General features: G+C 36.3%; 12 protein-coding genes and 2 pseudogenes. 6 read left to right on the top strand and 8 right to left on the bottom strand.

Features of this window, described 5'->3' with window-relative positions:
- Positions 1 to 341: 341 nt before the first annotated feature.
- The gene (locus BM211_RS26930) at positions 342 to 596 is read right to left on the bottom strand and encodes a hypothetical protein (RefSeq protein WP_256216845.1); all 255 of its coding nucleotides are present in this window, start codon (positions 594 to 596) and stop codon (positions 342 to 344) included.
- A 962-nt stretch (positions 597 to 1,558) separates the two neighbouring features.
- Here BM211_RS26930 and BM211_RS04925 point away from each other — a divergent pair.
- Positions 1,559 to 1,699, top strand: a pseudogene (locus tag BM211_RS04925) (helix-turn-helix transcriptional regulator); the annotation flags it as partial.
- Positions 1,696 to 2,109, top strand: a complete 414-nt coding sequence (locus BM211_RS04920) for a hypothetical protein (RefSeq protein ID WP_035437443.1) — start codon at positions 1,696 to 1,698, stop codon at positions 2,107 to 2,109. The pseudogene BM211_RS04925 and the gene BM211_RS04920, both read left to right, overlap by 4 nt.
- A 118-nt stretch (positions 2,110 to 2,227) precedes the next feature.
- On the opposite strand, the gene BM211_RS04915 is transcribed toward BM211_RS04920, so the two are convergent.
- From BM211_RS04915 to BM211_RS04895, 5 genes are all read right to left on the bottom strand, one after another.
- Positions 2,228 to 4,594 (bottom strand): DUF6359 domain-containing protein, encoded by a 2,367-nt coding sequence (locus BM211_RS04915; RefSeq protein WP_141771587.1) that lies wholly within the window; start codon positions 4,592 to 4,594, stop codon positions 2,228 to 2,230.
- A gap of 246 nt (positions 4,595 to 4,840) precedes the next feature.
- On the bottom strand, positions 4,841 to 6,247 hold the full coding sequence (hemY, locus tag BM211_RS04910; protein WP_035437449.1) for a protoporphyrinogen oxidase: 1,407 nt from the start codon (positions 6,245 to 6,247) through the stop codon (positions 4,841 to 4,843).
- Positions 6,248 to 6,269: 22 nt separating this feature from the next.
- Positions 6,270 to 7,205, bottom strand: a complete 936-nt coding sequence (gene hemH, locus BM211_RS04905; RefSeq protein ID WP_090995425.1) for a ferrochelatase — start codon at positions 7,203 to 7,205, stop codon at positions 6,270 to 6,272.
- Between the two features lie 13 nt (positions 7,206 to 7,218).
- The gene (hemE, locus tag BM211_RS04900) at positions 7,219 to 8,265 is read right to left on the bottom strand and encodes a uroporphyrinogen decarboxylase (RefSeq protein ID WP_035437453.1); all 1,047 of its coding nucleotides are present in this window, start codon (positions 8,263 to 8,265) and stop codon (positions 7,219 to 7,221) included.
- A gap of 296 nt (positions 8,266 to 8,561) precedes the next feature.
- Positions 8,562 to 10,679, bottom strand: a complete 2,118-nt coding sequence (locus BM211_RS04895) for a transglycosylase domain-containing protein (protein ID WP_090995422.1) — start codon at positions 10,677 to 10,679, stop codon at positions 8,562 to 8,564.
- A 248-nt stretch (positions 10,680 to 10,927) separates the two neighbouring features.
- On the opposite strand from BM211_RS04895, the gene BM211_RS04885 reads away from it, so the two are divergent.
- A complete protein-coding gene (locus BM211_RS04885) occupies positions 10,928 to 11,398 on the top strand; it encodes an antibiotic biosynthesis monooxygenase family protein (RefSeq protein WP_090995419.1) in 471 nt (156 codons plus the stop codon).
- A gap of 141 nt (positions 11,399 to 11,539) precedes the next feature.
- On the opposite strand, the gene BM211_RS04880 is transcribed toward BM211_RS04885, so the two are convergent.
- Positions 11,540 to 12,211 carry a CPBP family intramembrane glutamic endopeptidase gene (locus tag BM211_RS04880; protein ID WP_090995416.1) on the bottom strand — a complete coding sequence of 224 codons (672 nt, stop codon included), beginning with the start codon at positions 12,209 to 12,211 and terminating at the stop codon, positions 11,540 to 11,542.
- A 1,163-nt stretch (positions 12,212 to 13,374) separates the two neighbouring features.
- On the opposite strand from BM211_RS04880, the gene BM211_RS04875 reads away from it, so the two are divergent.
- The 3 genes from BM211_RS04875 to BM211_RS04865 all read left to right on the top strand — a co-directional run bounded on the left by BM211_RS04875 (position 13,375) and on the right by BM211_RS04865 (position 17,748).
- A complete protein-coding gene (locus tag BM211_RS04875; RefSeq protein ID WP_090995413.1) occupies positions 13,375 to 14,292 on the top strand; it encodes a hypothetical protein in 918 nt (305 codons plus the stop codon).
- Between the two features lie 267 nt (positions 14,293 to 14,559).
- Positions 14,560 to 15,768 carry a cytochrome P450 gene (locus BM211_RS04870; RefSeq protein WP_090995410.1) on the top strand — a complete coding sequence of 403 codons (1,209 nt, stop codon included), beginning with the start codon at positions 14,560 to 14,562 and terminating at the stop codon, positions 15,766 to 15,768.
- 306 nt (positions 15,769 to 16,074) lie between these two features.
- Positions 16,075 to 17,748, top strand: coding sequence for a M4 family metallopeptidase (locus BM211_RS04865; RefSeq protein WP_090995406.1), 1,674 nt, complete (start codon positions 16,075 to 16,077; stop codon positions 17,746 to 17,748).
- A 189-nt stretch (positions 17,749 to 17,937) separates the two neighbouring features.
- Here the strand turns inward: BM211_RS04865 and BM211_RS04860 are convergent.
- Positions 17,938 to 18,482, bottom strand: a pseudogene (locus BM211_RS04860) (collagenase); the annotation flags it as partial.
- Between the last annotated feature and the right edge of the window lie 6 nt (positions 18,483 to 18,488).

Genomic DNA, 18,488 nt, shown 5'->3' with positions numbered 1-18,488 from the left:
GCCGAATTTTGAGGTGGGAGTATTACTGCCCGTTAATGCGGGATAAACTTTAATACGATGAAAAAGAGAAGGCGTTGGCCTTCTCTTTTTTACTGTAGTCTATTTGTAATTTGCATAAATGTTTTAGTATGTGTTTTATGTCGTCTTGTTCGCGGGATTCCATGTCGATCAACCTGATGTTTTGAAATACACCCAAAACGAAATTTTTCTTTCTATATCAATGAGAATTTAGTTTATTTTTTTGTAGAATCATAGAAAGGGATAACGTCTTTTTTGCTTTATGATAGTGCAAAACCTTAGTTCTTTTTATATATTTATATAATCAGTGTTATCAGAAGTCCTTACTCATTGAGTAAATGTTCCAGTGTTTTTACAATTTCTTTTTCTAATTGTTCAATAGTTCCATTATAGAATGTTCCTACACCACTATTTTTGAAATACCCTTTATAATAGTACCAGAGATGGATCGTACAGACCTCCCATGTTTTTGGTCCATCATAATCAAATCCAATTTCTGATCTATATTCATCATCTAAACATTCATTAGAAGTAATGGATTCTAAGTAGTCACCATCTATATCTCTTATAATCCACAATCTTAAGTTTTCCTTTCCACTTTTTTAAAAGCTTCTTTATACATTTCTTGATATTTATTACAAAACTTTTCACTAATCCTTTCCAATTCCATAATCTTTTGTTTTAGGTCTTCATTTATTTCACTCTTTGGTATTTCTATGTATTGGTTAAATTCTTCTGTAATCTCACCATTTCTCTTTTTCCTCCAAAACCATTTAAACAGAATATTCTCCTCCTCTCATATCATCTTATTTCATTATAGATTTCATAAAACCTTATCTCAAAAGCGGTGAATATCATATTCATGTGGGATTGACATAACGAAACATTACCAGTAGTGACCAAATTCCAGAAGTCCATTCATAACAAGAGCTTACCTGCCTTCTGTTCCCTCCGCCGTATGCAGGATTTCATACATACCTGTCACAACAGCATTTGACAGTTCAAACTGTTCTCGCAAATTGCATGAAATCCTGCATATCTTTAGCGTATAAAAAATTAAGTTTTGCTTCCTAAAACTGTCTTAGCGTATATTTTCGTTAAAATGTGGGTGGTACGCCGAATAAGAAATACTTCCCTTTTTTTCGACACTGGGTTGTGAACAAAATTTTGCATCATCCATATGAATGCAAATAACGCTGCAATTACACATAAAACCGCTAATTGTGATTTTGAAAGAAAGTTGTACTGTTTAAAACAAAGTTTAATTGCATAAAAAAATAATGTTTTCTAAGAGGAAAACGTTTACATTGTAAGCGCTTTCCATTATAATGATAATGGGTTGGATGGCACGTGTGGCTATCAAGGTATCTAGCGTAGGTGGGGCTGATACTATAGGTAAAGTGAAATTTCTGTTTTGACAAGCTAGTTATCAATATTGATTATATCAAATATACAAAAAAAGAATTCTTTTAGATCATTTAAAGGGATTCTTTTCTTTATTTAAATTATAAAATTTATTAAGTACATTATCTTCCTCTTCATTACCAGGCAATCCCTCATCGCCATCGAGAAGAACAAATACAATCCCAGCTTAGAATCGGCCCTAAAATTATGTGAGTTTTTTAATTGCAAAGTAGAAGATTTATTTCAATTAGAAAAGACTGGGGAGGAACAAAAGTGAAAAATAAACCTATTGAACGAGTAGCAACTTATATGACGCTTTTGTTATTAGGTTCGGTATTTTTTTATTTCGATGACGGTCTTGAAACAAGCCTTTTGTATGCTTTAGCGTTAATAATTTTCTCAATAGTATTCGAACTTTTTAAAAAGCTATTTTTTAAGAAAAAGAATACAGAATCGGAAGAATATCCATTACCAGAGATGGATGAACGGATTGAAAAGTTGAGTTTGAAATTGTATGCTCAAATTTTTGGACTGTCTCACTTAATTGGTGCCGTGATACTATTTGCTTTATTTATAACCAATAAAAATATGATGATTCGAGTAGAATATGTTTTGTATTACGTGATAGCGGTTCTTTTCTTCACAATGATATTCGGTTTGAGGATTGTAAAGAGATTTGACCAGTAATTAAGCTAAAGAACTGAGAAAATATAAAAAAGATGGTTCCGGTCAATACCGAAACCATCTTTTAAGTTCTAAAGTCTTACATTAAACTGTCCATTTCATACAGGTACAGTTTTTCTTATTACGAAGCTTTCTTCAAATCAATTTGCGCAAGCACTGGATCATGATCGCTCATACGGCCATTTTCGTCCATAACATTTGAGTTTAAATGAACTGGATCTACAATTGTGTGCGGTGCGATGTTATTCGTTACGAAAATATGATCTAATGCTTGTGCGTTTCCATCATGAATATATGTGTAACGATTTTCTTGTGGAACTGTTTCAAGCATTTCTTTCATAATGTCGCCTTTTAATGCTTGCATTGGTTTTGAGAATTCAAAGTCGTTCATATCACCTACTACAACAACTGGTGCGTTTGCATGTCGTCCTTGAATGCCTTTTACGAAGCCATTTACTTCCTTCGCAAGCTCTACGCGTCTTGTTTCACTTTTTAATACAAGCGGCTGGATTTTTCCAAACGGCGATGCATCTCCTAATTTAGAGTTTAAGTGGTTGGAAATTACAACGATATTTTGCCCTTGGAACGTAAACTCAGCAGCTAACGGTTTACGTGTGTCGTCAAATAATGTATTGTTTTCTCCAATTCGAACAACGTTTTTCTCAAGTAAAACTGGTTTTTGTGCTAATTTCACGCGAGATGGATTATAGAAGAAACCAACGCGAATATTCGCTCCTGGTGCACCGCCATCTTTATTATTTTCTGGCGCTACTTCTACATACTCATACTTTGGTCCGCGAATTGCTTGAATTGCATCAATTAAACGCTGTGCACTAAGTTTTGCGTCTGTTGTGCCATCATTCATTGTCCCATTGTTATCTTGCATTTCTTGTACACCAATAATATCTGGCATTTTTAAATTGTATTTAATAGCGTAAGCAAGACGTCTTACTTTCTCATCAGACGTTTCTTTTTTATTTGCTGAGAAGTTCTCAATGTTATATGTTGCAACTGTTAGTTTATCAAGACGCGGTTGAATATTTGCGCCAAGTTGTTTAAATCCACCGTCTTGCAGCGCTGGAAGCTCTCCAATTGGTGAAATGCGATAGTTTCCATAATCATAACCAACAATACCTGTTATATCTCCAAGGAGCTGATCCCCTGCTTTTGCGACATAATTACGTGCTACTTTAATAGAAAGACGCTCTGGATTTGCATTGTCAGCTTGCAGTAGCGGCGTTCCGAATTTTGTCGTTACTTTTTGACTACCATTTGCAGTCGTAACATATAAGTTACCATTCTTTTGTGGTCCAATAACTTTTGGCTGCGGTACTGTTACGAGCATGCCTTCTAAACTTTCATAAAAGTCAATCGCATCTTCTGCTGGATCGAAAATGCCAAATCCATCATTATCAATAATTGCATCTGGTATTTTCACACCATTTTCTCCTAATACAACTGATTTAGGTAATGGTTGATTACTCTCTTTCACGATAACGAGTTTTGCTTTAATTTCTGTAATCGATAAGTCTGTATCAAAACGGTCTGCATATCCTTGTCCGATAAACTCTTCCACTTGTCCATCGACAGAAACAGAGTCGCCTACTTTCACGCCGCTGTCTTTTTTATAAACATAGATCCCTTCTGATGTAGCTGGATCTTCATCAGGCTGCGGATCTTGTATATAAAATCCAGATTTATCTACTTGTGTCACAATACCAGTAACAGCTTTCACGTCTTTCCCCTTGTAAGGAGAAATATGAGATTTCCCTTGAATATCGTGAATACGAACTGGTTCATTTTTTATCATTGTAAACGAGAATGTCGTAATAGCGGAATTTTCAAGTCCATCTTTCACGGCAACCGCTTTAATCACACTATTTTCATTCAGTATAATTTGTTCATTATAGCGAATACTTTGCGGTGTTGGGTTTGACCCATCTAATGTGTAATAGATCGTAGCGCCTTCTGTTACAGTTGATAATGTTACTGCTGTTCCTTTTTCGACTTCGCCCCCATTTGGACTAGCAATGACATCGCTTACTTTTTGCATTTCTTTATCTTGAAACACATAATTTGTAACAGACTTTAGTCCTGGGCTGCTAAAATAACTATCTAGCGTGCCAGTTAGACGCACTTTTTTCCCCATATTTTCTGGATGATCTTTTACATTCACTGCTTTACGAAGTTCACCAATCGGTAGCTGAACTGGCATAATTTTATCAGCGTTCACCTCATCTGGAGAAGCGGCAATTGCAACGTTCGAATCTCCAAACTTTGCTGGGTCCTTCGTATATTTGCCTGGATTTTGTGTATATCCAACAATATACCCCTCTACAACTGCTGGTTTTTTACCTTGCTGCTGAAACAACTGAATCGCTCCATCAACGGTTAACACTTGTTGCTGTTCGGCCTTTGCTGAAACGCCCGATACTAGTACAACAAATAGAAATGAAAAAAAGATAACTGCTAGCTTTTTCAAAGAAATCCTCCCCCTAAATGTTTTTCCTATTGCCTAGCATGTCTATCATAGCAAAGTTCCTTATAAAGAACATTATATTTAAATAAATTTACAAAAAATTAATTTCTAGCCACGCGACCATTTATATGTTGAACATTGTCGAAGGGACTATATTTCTTGTCGAAGCGCTGTTATATCGAAAAAGCACCGATAAAAAAAGAGGCTAACCAAAAATGTTATTTTGGTCAGCCTCTTCTCTTATTACGATTCTTTTTAATTCGATTGTTCTAAATAAGACAATACGTATTTTACCGCGGCTTCACCTTGATCGATACAATCTGGTAATCCAGCACCGCCATAAGAGCTTCCTGCTAAGTAAATACCAGGTAATTCTTCGTTCATGAACTGTTTTAACGTTTTCATGCGCTCTTTATGACCGACTGTATATTGCGGCATCGCTTCTTTCCAGCGGCTCACAACTGTAAATTCTGGCTCAGCTGATATATCCATTGTCTTTTGCAGATCTTCTAATACGACGCGAACCATTTCTTCGTCTGTTTGTTCCACAATTGCTTCATCGCCGGGACGCCCAACGTAGCAGCGCAGGAGTACGTTTCCTTCTGGCGTTGTATGCGGCCATTTTTTATGTGTCCACGTACATGCTGTAATTGTAAAATCGCTATTGCGTGACACAAGAAATCCCGTGCCTTCGATATCGCGCTGAATCGCTTCTTTTGGGAATGCCAATGCAACATTCGCCACTGATGTAGATGGAATGCTACGGAAGAAGTGGAACTGTTTATATTGAGAGAACATCGATGGCAAGCATTTATGAGATGCGGCCATTACAACTGCATCTGCTTCTATTTCTTTTCCATTGCTAAGCGTAATGCTATAGCGGTCATCGATCTTTGTAATCTTTTCAACACGTGTTCCTTTCATCACTGTTCCATCTTCTAGTCGCTCTTCAATCCTATCAACAATAGATTGTAAACCTGTTTTTAACGTTAAAAAGATTCCTTTTGTTTTTGCCTTTGCATCTTTTGGCTGTTTCGGCGCTAATGTCCGCATACCAAGTGAAATGCTGCGGTACTTTTGTTCAACTTGGTAGAACTGCGGGAACGTCGCCATTAAACTCATTTGATCAATATCACCGGCATAAATTCCTGATAACAATGGCTCAATTAAATTTTCAACCACTTCATTTCCTAAGCGGCGACGGAAAAATTGACCAAGCGATTGATCTGATACCGGTTTCGAACGAGGCAGTACAAAATCAAATCCTGCACGGATCTTTCCGATTGGAGAAAACAATCCTGAAAATACAAATGGTGTAATCTGCGTTGGAATTCCCATCATTGAACCGCTTGGAATGCTGTGCAATCGATTATTCACAAGTACAAACGATTTTCCTGTCGCATTGTTAACAAGTTGATCACCAAGTTGTAATTCACGAGCTAACCTCGCTGCACTCTCTTTTCTTTCTAAAAACGAATCCGGGCCACGTTCAATTGTAAATCCATCTTTTCTAACAGTTTTAATTTTGCCGCCAAGCCTTCCTGATGCTTCAATCAGCATCGTATCAATCGGCAAATTTTGTTCTCGAATTTCTTTTTGCAAGTAATATGCTGTTGTTAAGCCGGAAATACCGCCGCCTATAATGACTACCTTCTTTTTCACGACTGCTTCCTTCTTTCTCCCTTTATGAAACTGCACTCCACTTTTTCATGACAACATCGGCTAAACAAGAAATAAATGGAGCCTTTGCATTCGGCATTTCTGGACGATAATAGTTTGCCTTAATTTCTTCCGTAACAATTTTACATTCAATGTCATTGTCATATAATACTTCTAAATGATCAGCAACAAAACCGACCGGTGCATATACAAAGGATGTATATCCATATTTCTCATGCAACTCACGTGTTAAATCCTGTACATCTGGTCCAATCCATGGATCTGGCGTATTACCGGCACTTTGCCAGCCTACTGCATAGTTTTTCACGCCAGCACCACGCGCAATGTAATCAGCTGTTTCACTTAATTGCTCCGGATACGGATCATTCATTGCGATGATTTTCTCTGGTAAACTATGTGCAGATACGATAAGCACAGCTTTTTCACGCTCATCAGCTGCCATCGTTTCATATACCGCTTTCACTTCATTTACCCAATAATCAATAAACTTCGGATCTTTATACCAGCTATCGATACCGTGAATTTGCAAGCTGCCAAGTTTCTCTGCTTCTTCTTGTGCTCGTCCGATATAAGACTTTACGCTGAAAGTAGAATAGTGCGGCGCAAGAACGAGCGCAATTGCATCTTCAATTCCATCTTCGTGCATCTTCTTCACAGCATCTTCAATAAACGGCTCAATATGTTTTAAGCCGAGATACATTTTAAACTCTATGTCATCTTGCATTTCATTTAAATGTGCTTCTAATTTTTCCGCTTGTTCAAGCGTGATCTTCGCAAGAGGTGAAATCCCGCCAATTGCACGATAACGTTCTGTTAATTCTTCTAAACTTTCGCTACTAGGCTTTCTTCCTCTACGAATATGTGTATAATAGCGTTCAATATCTTCTTCTTTATACGGCGTTCCATATGCCATCACAAGTAAACCGATTTTCTTTTTCATATGGGCTTCTCCTTTACTTCGCCAACTGTTCTCTTGAATAGTCGTGTATGAATGCAGTCATTTGTTTTAACGTGTCAGGATTCACCTCTGGGAAAACACCATGTCCTAAGTTAAATACGTAACCTGGTTGTTTCATCCCTTCGTCTAAAATCGCTTTTACATGCGTTTCGATTACATCCCACGGTGCAAGTAAAATAGATGGGTCTAAGTTTCCTTGGACAGCCTTTTGAATGCCGCGTGCACGCGCTTCTTCAATCGGCAAACGCCAGTCTAAACCGACAACATCAAGCGGCAGATCATGCCATTCATTTGCTAAATGACCCGCTCCAACGCCGTGCATTATCATTGGTACATTCATCGTACGAAGCTCTGTAAAAATACGCTCCATTGCTGGTTTAATAAATACGCGGTAATCTGCCACACTTACCGTACCAACCCAAGAATCGAAAATTTGAATTGCTTTTGCGCCAGCATTAACTTGCGCCTTTAAATACGTAATCGTCATGTCTGCAAGCTTATCCATTAGCGCAAACCATGCTTTTGGCTCTGCATACATAAACGCTTTCGTTTTATGATAATTACGAGATGGACCGCCTTCAATCATATAGCTCGCTAACGTAAACGGTGCTCCTGAAAATCCGATTAACGGAACATCAAGCATTTCCGTTGTTAATAGGCGAATCGTATCAAGTACATACGGAACATCTTCTTCTGGGTTAATTTCCCCTAATTTTTCGACATCTTGTAGTGAACGAATCGGGTTGTCAATCACAGGACCGATTCCAGATTTAATCTCTACATCCACACCAATTGATGGAAGCGGTGACATAATATCTTTATATAAAATAGCAGCGTCAACATTATATTGATCAACAGGCAGCTTCGTTACATAAGCACAAAGCTCTGGCTGATGTGTAATTTCAAACAAAGAATACTTCTCTTTAATCTTTCTGTATTCTGGCTGGGAACGACCTGCTTGGCGCATATACCATGCTGGTACATAATCCGTGCGTTCTCCTCTACATGCTTGTAAAAATGTTTCATTGATTTGTCGTACCAAATTCTTGTCCCCCTTTTTCTAATACAGCTACCAAATTCTATTCTTTTTATCCCGTATGAACGGGCAATAAAATCCTCACCATAAAAGTGGGATAACTGCCCGTAAAAACCCAATTGATAAGGGCCTTCTATCAACATGAAATCCTCCTATTAATAGAAGTTTCATTTTACCTTTTTTACTATACAATTAGTAAAAAGAAAATGTACAACATTATGTGCGATGTTCATGAAATTGACACAAACATATGGCAATACCATGCTTATTTCGGAACATTCCCATTATAGCACAAGCTGAAATTATGGTTTCACCTGTTTTGTTTTTTCTCCTTCTCGATTTGTTTGTGGATTAAACGGTACAACGTAATAACGCGGCTCTTTAAAAACGTTCATAAACTTTACTTCATACTCCCCTTTTCCAGTTACTGTATCGATATGAGTCGTTTTCCCTTTGTCTATTTTATAAATACGATATTGCACTCTCTTATCAGGAAGTTGATTCCATGTTAACTTTGCGGTAAACAAACCAAGCGGAGTAAACGTTAATTTCGCTTCTAAGCCGTCTACTTTACTTAAGCGAATCGGCTCTCCAATGGTTTCAACGCCGCACGGCTGCGCGAAGGTATGCTCGGCTTTTACATTTGCTTTTCCTAAAATGGTCTTAAATAATTTTGTTGGATAAGAACTGCTCCCGCGTACATAATGTTTGTCATCCGTGCGGTCATATCCCATCCAAACGGCTCCGACGATATGCGGTGTATACCCAACAAACCAAATATCTCTTGCCCCGTCTTCTTGACTTGGCAGCGACGTTGTTCCTGTTTTCCCAGCAAGTGCTCCTTTATACACACCATCTTGAGCAGTCCCTTCTTTGACAACACCTTCAAGCATTCTTGTCATGTACCAAGCCGTTTGCTTCGAAAAAACTTCAATTTCTTTATTGGTTGCTTGTCCAATTACTTCTCCGTGCCGATTCAGCACTTTCTCAATTACATGCGGTTCAATAATTTTTCCATCCGCTACGAACGCACGATACATTTTCACAAGTTCGAACGGTGACACTCCTTCTTGTAAACCACCAAGTGCAGTACTAAGACCACGTTCCGGAATGTGAATATTTCCTTTTTCTAAATATTGCTTCCCTTCTTCTATCCCAATTTCATGCAGGAGAGACACAGCTGGAACATTAGCCGATTGCAAAAGAGCATCATACATCGTTACTTCCTTCGAATACTGATCGTTGTAATTGCGCGGTTCATACCCATCAAACGAACCTCGTTCATTTGATAATAAAGAATATGGTGTATACTTTTTCGTTTCAAGTGCTGGTGCATACACAAGAAGCGGCTTTAATACAGAGCCCGGCTGCCGCTTTGCATAAACCCGATTTAATCCGCGCGCAATATAATGCCTTCCGCCAATGGCCGCTCTTATCCCTCCTGTCTTACTATCCATAAAAAGAACGGCACCTTGCATATCATCGTCTTGCATCGGAAAATTACGGACATTTTGCAATTGTTCATATGCTGTCTTTTGCATCTTATCATCCATCGCCACAACAAACGTATATCCGCCGCGCAATACTTCTTGGTGAGATAGCCCATACGTACGAGCGGCCTCATCAATTACCATATCGATGTACGGCATATAAGCAAGCTCTTGTTCATTTTGATTCATATAAAGAGCAATTGTTTTTCCTTGGTAACGCACCGTTTCTTCTGCTGATAAATATCCTTGCTTATGCATTAACGATAAAATTAAATCACGGCGCTCCTTACTTTTTTCTGGATGCAAAAGTGGTGAGTAGTTGCTCGGCGCTTTCGGAAGAGCTGCGAGCATCGCTCCTTCCTCAAGCGTCAATTGCCACGCTTCCTTATTAAAGTAAAATTTAGCAGCCGATTGAATGCCATAGGCTCCGTGTCCAAAATAAATATGATTTAAATACATTTCCAAAAGCTGCTGCTTCGTATACTTTTTCTCCAAGTGAAACGAAATCGCAACTTCCTTCATTTTACGAAACCACGTTTTTTCATTCGATAAAAAGACATTTTTCACAAGTTGCTGAGTAATCGTACTCCCGCCCTCTACCTTCTCTCCAACGAGGGCGTCTTTATAAAGCGCTCTTACAATAGAAGGAAAATCAATGCCATGATGGTCATAAAAGCGCGCATCTTCAACAGCTAAAAAAGCTTGTTGTACAAATGAAGGAATATCTTCAATATGTACCAATTCCCGATTCTCCAAATAAAGCTTTGTAATTTCTTTGCCACGCTGATCCACAATTTTTGATGAAGAATGGAATACAAGTCTCTTTTCATCCGTCATATAACTGCCGGTAAATACAATAAATTTATAGAGAACAATCGCAAATATAAAAATAGAAACAAAGCCAATGAGAACCCTCTTTGTATTCTTCATACCTCATCCTTCCTTCCAAATGATGGTACGTTTATTATTTGAAAAAACATATCCTTTATGTATAATCCTTCGAAGTTTTTTACAGTTCTTGCTATAATGAAGAAAAGCGGAGCCGACTGTTCAGGCCCGGTGGCTAAGGTTCTTTCACACAGAAGGTGCTCTTTACCTTCTTGAGGGAAAGGTTCTTAGACATAAGGGGCTAGGAGGCGGAGCTGGATCATGAAGAAAAATAAAAGGGGGCTAAAACGATGAAGGCAATAATTTCGTATGAAACTTCTTTAAAAGGGGCTAATTACGTTGGAAAAAGCGAAGAAAAAACAATGTATTACAAAGAAAATGTAACAGAAGAAACCGGAGAACATCTATATGAAGTACTAGATGCTGTTGGAGAAATGACAGGAAACGACGGCTTCGTTGTATGCAATAATATCGCTGTTACAGAAGAAGGACGTCCTGTTTTTGAACATCGTTTTCAAAATCGTGCTGGTTTAATAGAAAAAGAACCAGGCTTCCGTGCCATTCGTATACTGCGCCCATTAACAGACGATACATACATCATTATGACAATGTGGGAAAATGAAGAATCATTCCAAGCATGGCAACAATCACAATCATTTGAAAGAGCACATCAAAAACGCCCTGCCCCGCCTAGCGGTGAACCGCAAAAGAGTATTTTTGCAAGACCTTCTTTTGCGACGATGTTTACAGTGGGAGAATAATAAAAAAGGAGAACACATATGCTATATGGCCAATATGTGTTCTCCTTTTCTTTAATAGCTTCCCTTAAGAAACTAGTGACATTATAAAAAAACAAAGATATGTATATTTTCACATAAAAAATTTTAAAAACTAGCACTATACTACAAGCACAAAATATTCCATATACCATGCAGAAGAATTGGGAATATAAGAGACCGCGTATAACGATAAGTCAAAGCAAGTGAAACACCTGATACAAACAATTGCATGAAGTATAACATATCTAAAGAGTGATGCATGATTGCAAAGATAAGAGAAGACACAACAACACCCGTAAACATTCCTTTATCTTCCATTATTCTTTTAAATATAATCCCTCTCACAACTACTTCTTCGCATATAGGAGCCATTAAAGCATTGGACAAAATATATTGGGCTTTCTGCAATATTGTTGTATCTAATGGATAACTATGGTGAGAGCTCGTAAACACTTCCCAAATACTTTGAGATGGAATATGGTGTAAGCTACTGTATGCTATCCAATTAATAAAAAATCCGCCTATAACCCAAAAATAGTTTCGCCAATTCTTCAATTCTCTTATATTCCAAGCATTTCTTAAATATTCACGACTAGGACTATACACGAATAAACAAATTAACACGGCAAAAAAAGAAATAAGTCCGACATTATACCATCCAAAAAAAGGCTTTCCTATCCACATCACAATAGATGCCACAATGTTTCCTAATATAACCGCAAATATAATTAATTTCACTATATTTCCCCAAGATAAACTTACGCGTTGCACATGTTGTTTTATAATTGTTTCCAAAGCCACCCCTCCCCTTCAGCTAAACATTTATATTTTCTTTCCTTTCTTAAATAGAAAATCAACCGCAACGAATGGTAATAATGCCCTTTTACTTTATCCAAATATTAACACATATAAACAACTTCAAAATATGCATTTGTGCATTTTTTCTAAATATTGCAAAAACAAATCATGTAATTGAGTAGAATAATCATCAGTATTTCTTAATAACATAAACTATGTACATTTGAATTTTCCGCTATAAAAGTCACCGCTATGCAGTATACAACATGATCGTTACTTGCTTTCTCCTTTTGTTTTCAACCTTGTATGTGGCAAGCAAAGTCTTGGACATTTCTATGCACGGTCAGATCCTCTCGCCACCTAAAAAAGATGCTTTTATATACAGAAAACATCCTTTCAATATATAACCATTTTTCCAACAGTATAAATACCAACCTAAACGCACTCACTTTCCCTTTGTTACGACATATTTATATTCTATTAGTCCTTATATGAATCTAAACAATACTATTCATCAAATATGTATTTATTATCTAATGAATAATAATCTTACGAGTTATCATTCATATTAATCTTTCTAAAAAAACCTTTATTTTATGTATTTTTACCCTTATATTTTATGCAATTTTGCATAGTAAAATATAGGAAAACAGTATACTGGATATTATTTCATTATACTAAAAACATTTTTCATATAACTATTTTTTACAATTAATTATAATAATTCTATTTTTCAGAGAAATATAAACTTAAAATTATTATATTTTATAAAGATAGGATTTTAGTACTATAATTATTTTTATAACGATTAATCCTTATATAAAATTTATACATTTTATTAGGCGCAATTTTATGATTTACTTAGCAAAAACATGGTGTTTTAATGAGTGTATAAGATTTTTACCTTCTATGAGAAGCAAAAGAAAATAAGAGGTTCATCACTAGTAATTGTAGTCGATTATATCGTGTAAATCGAAAACTTTAAGTTTGAAAGGCTTTATTTCCAAAATTACATTCTTATCAATTTATCAACTACATTTATTCTCGATAAGCCAAATAGAAACATAGTTTCAGTTCTTTTACACTTATAGTTTGGTAAATAGATCTTAGAGCAAGATGGAAATTTTATCAGTTAAAATCAGACTAAAGAGGTGTGCAGGATGAAAAAACAGAAAATTACAAAAATTATTCCGGCAGCATTTGTATTAAGTACAGCTTTATTTGTAGCACCAGGATTTTCTTCAGCAGATACGAATGTAGGAAATCTTCCAGTAGTAATCGGTTCTCAAGAAGCAAAAGCACCTATGACAGCAGCACAAGTTGAGCAAAGTGGTCTTCCTATTCCTCAGGCTCCTACAGGACCTTATCAAGAGTTTCCTTATGAGGCATATTCTAGTACACAACATGGTGATTTAATCGACTATGTATATGTTGACCTTTATGCAAAGAAAGCTCAAACTATGTCAACAAAGCAGTTGAAGGATACTCCGTTTTTAGTTGTATTACCTGATGGTACTCGAGTTACTGAAGTTAAAGATGACTATAACGTAAATTTCACACCTGGTAAATTGGCATATACAATTGGTTTGTCTAAAGAAACTTTCAAAGAGATTCTTTCTGATACAAAACTAAAAAAAGATATTTATTGGAAATTAATTGATTCTAACATTGTAGATAAAAACTCTGGTTACCATTGGAGCAAATCCGTAACAAGTGGCCTTTCTAAATCAAACACTTTTGGCTTTTCTCTTACATTAGGATTTGAAGTAGGATCTGAAGACGTTGCTAAATTTTCAACTTCGTTAACTACTAGTTTTGAAAATAATACAACAGTAACTGAGGAAACTACAACTTCGAAAACATTCGATTTTAATCCAAAACCTGATTATGCATATGATCAATATCGAACTGCATTATATCAACAAGTAGCGAAATATTCAGTTCAGCCAGGTGCTAAGTTACAAGAATTTATTAATAATGGAAATTCAAGCCCAGGTGTGTCTGACTATTATGAATTTAAATTAAGAAAAACATATGATTACCCAGTAGATGTTCTATTAGCTCTTACATCTAAATAAAAAGCTAGCATTTTGCTAGCTTTTTTATTATTTCAAAACAAGTATTTCTATGTTATTAAATGAAATTTGTATCTAGTATACTATCCTTTTGACACAATCCCCCTTCACAATCAAGCAAAAATTTTCAAGTATCTTATTACACCAAAGTTTTTTCTCAACCTGCCAAAAATAAACATCCCTCCCTCTTATGCTAGAATAAAACATATGAACCTATACAACTTAGAAACTCCTAATTGTTTTTTCAAAAGAAAAAAGGAGGGGATATCTATGAAGTCACCTGAAAGTGTCATTTTAGTTCATGAAATTTCCAAACTAAAAACAAAAGATGAGCTTTGGAATCCATATTCTTGGTATCAGTATATGAGAGAGAATCATTCTGTTTATTATGATACAGAGCAAGATGTATGGAATGTGTTTTCGTATGATGATGTGAACCGGGTTTTATCTGACTTCCGATTATTTTCAAGTAGAAGAGACCGTCAGCAGTTTTCATTTCCGCAGCGAGAAACGAGAATGAATTTAAACTCTTCTGATCCTCCTGAACACCGCAATGTTCGTTCTATCGTTTCAAAAGCATTTACACCGCGCAGTTTAACTGAGTGGAAACCACATATACAAGCACTCGCAAATGAAATGATAGAAAAGCTAAGAAATCGTGATGAAATTGATATTGTAGAAGACTTAGCAGCCCCATTCCCTGTCACTGTCATTTCTAATTTATTAGGTGTCCCTACAACAGATTTAAAAAAGGTGAAACGATGGTCCGATATTTTATTCATGCCGTATAGCCGAGAGAAATTTGCTGATTTAGATCAACAAAAAGCAATCGCTATGAAAGAATTTAAAACGTATCTTCTTCCTATTGTCCAAGAAAAACGATGCAATCTAGCAGACGACATCCTTTCAGACTTAATAAGGGCGGAATATGAAGGTGAGCGATTAACAGATGAAGAGATTGTAGATTTCTCACTGGGCTTACTAGCAGCTGGCAATGAAACAACTACAAATTTAATCATCAATAGTTTTTATTGTTTCTTAGTTGATCAACCAGGAACGTATAAAGAATTACGTGAGAATCCAGATTATATCCCGCAAGCAGTTGAAGAGGTGTTACGTTATCGTTTTCCAGTCACATTAGCCCGTACAATAACGGAAGATACAAACATATTTGGACCAAACATGAAAAAAGGACAAATGATTGTTACTTGGGTAAGTGCCGCAAACTTAGATGAGAAACAGTTCCAGAACGCTAGCTGTTTTGACATACACCGCGCAGGTAATGACAAACATATGACATTTGGAAAAGGACCACACTTTTGCTTAGGTGCACCACTTGCACGATTAGAGGCTACAATCGCTCTAACAACCTTTATTCAACAACATAAAGAAATAACACTTTCCCCATCTTTTCATCTAGAAAACTGCCTACTAGAGAATGAACAAACATTGAAACATTTGCCGATTCTTTTAAAGTGAAGAGACTATCGTACAAAATATATAGATTATCAAAATATGAAGAGCTGAGCGCATGTTATTAGCATGTCGCTCTTTTTTTATTGCATGAAAACAGAAACTTCTACACCTTAAATTCCCCTATCCCATAAATCATTTTTAAAAAATTTCTCTACACTAATAATAGATAGATAATTCCTAAAAATAAGAACAATGCGGAATTTTAATATATGTAATTTTGCATATACAACCACAAAACCATGACATTTTTTGTATACTCATTACTAAGATGCATCTTTATTATACGGAATATTAAAAGGAGAAATAGAAATGAAGAAATCAGTCGTTACATTACTAGCAACCGGAATGGTTTTAGGTGCCCCAATTTCAAATGCTTTTGCAGAAGAACAAGCATCTCAGCAAAAAGCTTTGGATAAAATGGAAGTTGTTCAAAAAACGTGGAATGATGAGAAAGGAAACCCAGCCTTTCTTTCAGGAGAATTATCCGATAAAAAAGTAGAATCAGAAAAAGCAGTGAAAGCGTTCCTTGAAGAAAATAAAGAGTTATTTAAAATCAACCCACAAACTGACTTAACACTGAAAGAAGTAAAGTCAGATGATTTAGGTATGAAACATTATGTGTACAATCAATCTATTAATAAAGTACCAGTTGATGGTGCAAAATTCATTGTTCATACAAATCGTGATGGAAAAGTAACAACAGTCAACGGAGACGTACATCCAGCTGCCACAGAGCAATTAAAAGAAAATACAAAAGCAAAGATTACAAAAGAAGCAGCTCTTTCAAATGCATGGAAACATATTAATCTTGCCAAAAAAGATACATTAGTAGAAACAAATGGAGCTCCATTAGAGCAAATGAAAGAAAACGCAAAATCTACAAATGAAAATGCAGATTTAGTTGTTTATGAAAAAGACGGGAATTATTATTTAACTTATAAAGTGCAATTACAATTCATTAAGCCTTATGGAGCAAACTGGAAAATCTATGTAAACGCAGAAGATGGAACAATTGTAGATTCATATAATGCTGTTACAGATGCAGATACTTCGCAAAAAGGCTATGGCAACGGAGTACTAGGGGATCGAAAAAACCTGAATACAACATATGGCAGCCAATACGGAAAATATTATTTAAAAGACACAACAAAGCCGATGAATGGTGGCGTCATTGAAACATTTACAGTAAATCACAGCACTGAAGACAATCCAAAGAATTACTATCTATTCGATAACGATAATGCTTGGGTAGATAAGGACCAAGCTCCTGCGGTTGATGCTCATGTTTATGCTGGCAAAGTATATGATTATTACAAAAATGTTCATAATCGCAACAGTTTTGATGGAAACGGGAAAACGATTCGTTCTGCAGTCCATTATGGAAACAACTATAATAATGCGTACTGGAATGGTCAACAAATGATTTATGGAGATGGCGATGGTGTTGAATTCGCACCACTTTCAGGTTCTCTTGATGTCGTTGCCCATGAACTAACACATGCGGTGACTGAATACTCAGCTGATCTTCGCTACATAAGTCAATCCGGTGCACTAAATGAATCTTTTTCTGATGTATTTGGATATTTCGTTGATCCAGCCAATTGGGATTTAGGAGAAGCAGTATACACACCTGGAGTTAAAGGTGATGCACTTCGCAGCTTATCCAATCCTGAAAAGCATGACCAACCTGCTCATATGAGAGACTATCAATATTTACCCGCAACAGAAGAAGGCGATAATGGCGGCGTACATACTAATAGCGGTATTCCAAATAAAGCTGCATACTTAACAATTACTGCTATTGGTAAAGAAAAAGCAGAAAAAATCTACTACCGTGCCTTAACAACGTATCTCACACCAACAAGTGATTTCAGCAAAGCCCGTGCTGCTTTATTGCAATCAGCAGCTGATTACGATGGCGTTAATAGCGCTACATACAGAGCTGTGCAAAAAGCTTGGAATGATGTAGGAGTAATAAAATAATAGTTTCATTGCTATAAAAATAGAAAAGGCCACACTTGCTAGAGGTACCTGGCGAGGGTGGCCTTTTTTCACTATCATAAAAGAAATTTCGCATAGATTTAGGACTCTCTCACCTTTTCCGACAACAGACTTCCACCTCAAAAATACAAAGGTATGAACACCAATTTTAGGTGGGCAATGGATTTTGTTAGGCATTTCATTTTTTATCAACTTCTGATGTTCCTTTCGCTCATGTTCAGCTAAATAATCATCTGATACTTGTGGGACATTATATGTACCCTGATTATCAATTAACTGCTTCATATAGTCTTGGTATTCTTTATTTAAATTTGGATCCTTACTTAAAGCTTCACGATATGCATCGTAACCCTTCACATCATTTGCACGAATTAAATCTTGAATCTTATCGAAAGTTTCAAATTGATGAGTATATAAGTAAGACTGCAGTGCAAAAGAATAATTATAAAAGTCCCATTTTTCGTTTCCTTCTCCTTGTCCATATTTCGAAAATAATGTTCGTTCTGCTGTGTAACGTTTCGCAGGATCAGATGATAGTCCACTAATTATACTTTTGCGCGGAACAATTCTTCCAAACTATAACGACTTTGCTCTGGTGTACGTTCAAATGTAAAGAACGTTCCGACGCCTTCAATGTAAATTCCACCATTATTCGTATTATATCCATATAGTTGGCTATTTCGTTTATATTCATCTGAATTTTCTCTTATTATGATTCTCCA

This window comes from Bacillus sp. 491mf (assembly GCF_900112415.1).
Taxonomy (GTDB): domain Bacteria; phylum Bacillota; class Bacilli; order Bacillales; family Bacillaceae_G; genus Bacillus_A.
This window is presented reverse-complemented; position numbering and strand designations above follow the sequence as displayed.

Coding starts and splice junctions, on each gene's coding strand:
- hemH (WP_090995425.1), bottom strand. CDS start 7,205: ATGAAAAAGAAAATCGGTTTACTTGTGATGGCATATGGAACGCCGTAT.
- BM211_RS04865 (WP_090995406.1), top strand. CDS start 16,075: ATGAAGAAATCAGTCGTTACATTACTAGCAACCGGAATGGTTTTAGGT.
- BM211_RS04875 (WP_090995413.1), top strand. CDS start 13,375: ATGAAAAAACAGAAAATTACAAAAATTATTCCGGCAGCATTTGTATTA.
- BM211_RS04870 (WP_090995410.1), top strand. CDS start 14,560: ATGAAGTCACCTGAAAGTGTCATTTTAGTTCATGAAATTTCCAAACTA.
- BM211_RS04895 (WP_090995422.1), bottom strand. CDS start 10,679: ATGAAGAATACAAAGAGGGTTCTCATTGGCTTTGTTTCTATTTTTATA.
- BM211_RS04885 (WP_090995419.1), top strand. CDS start 10,928: ATGAAGGCAATAATTTCGTATGAAACTTCTTTAAAAGGGGCTAATTAC.